The sequence below is a fragment of the Paraburkholderia sp. SIMBA_053 genome, from assembly GCF_046534895.1.
GTDB lineage: Bacteria > Pseudomonadota > Gammaproteobacteria > Burkholderiales > Burkholderiaceae > Paraburkholderia > Paraburkholderia caledonica.
Genome location: NZ_JAWRXU010000691.1, coordinates 1 through 272, shown reverse-complemented (window position 1 = coordinate 272; position 272 = coordinate 1). Strand labels below are relative to the sequence as shown.

Below are 272 nucleotides of genomic sequence, written 5' to 3'. Positions count from 1 at the left end.
GCTTTCAGGCGGGTATCGGACGATTCGCGAGGTTTGAACCATGACCATTTCGATGCGGCCGCGATCGCTCAGGCACTGGATGAATTCAATCAGTGCGGAGAACGGATTCGTATCCGGTTCGCTGATGACACCGTCGATCTGGCAACTACCCGCGCAAGGATCAATGGGACGCTATCGGGACCTCCGGACTGCCGCGACTTCGCTCAAGCGGTCCTGGCCGCCGCCAGCAGGTCCAGAGGCCCAGTTATCAAGGTGCGGGAACAATGGGCGAC

Annotated in this window: 1 protein-coding gene; it reads left to right on the top strand. The window is 59.9% G+C overall.

All coding sequences use genetic code 11. From position 1 onward, the window contains the following. Nucleotides 1-33 precede the first annotated feature (33 nt). A partial coding sequence (locus tag SB753_RS37350) for a hypothetical protein (protein WP_410805179.1) occupies nt 34-272 on the top strand: 239 nt, incomplete at its 3' end.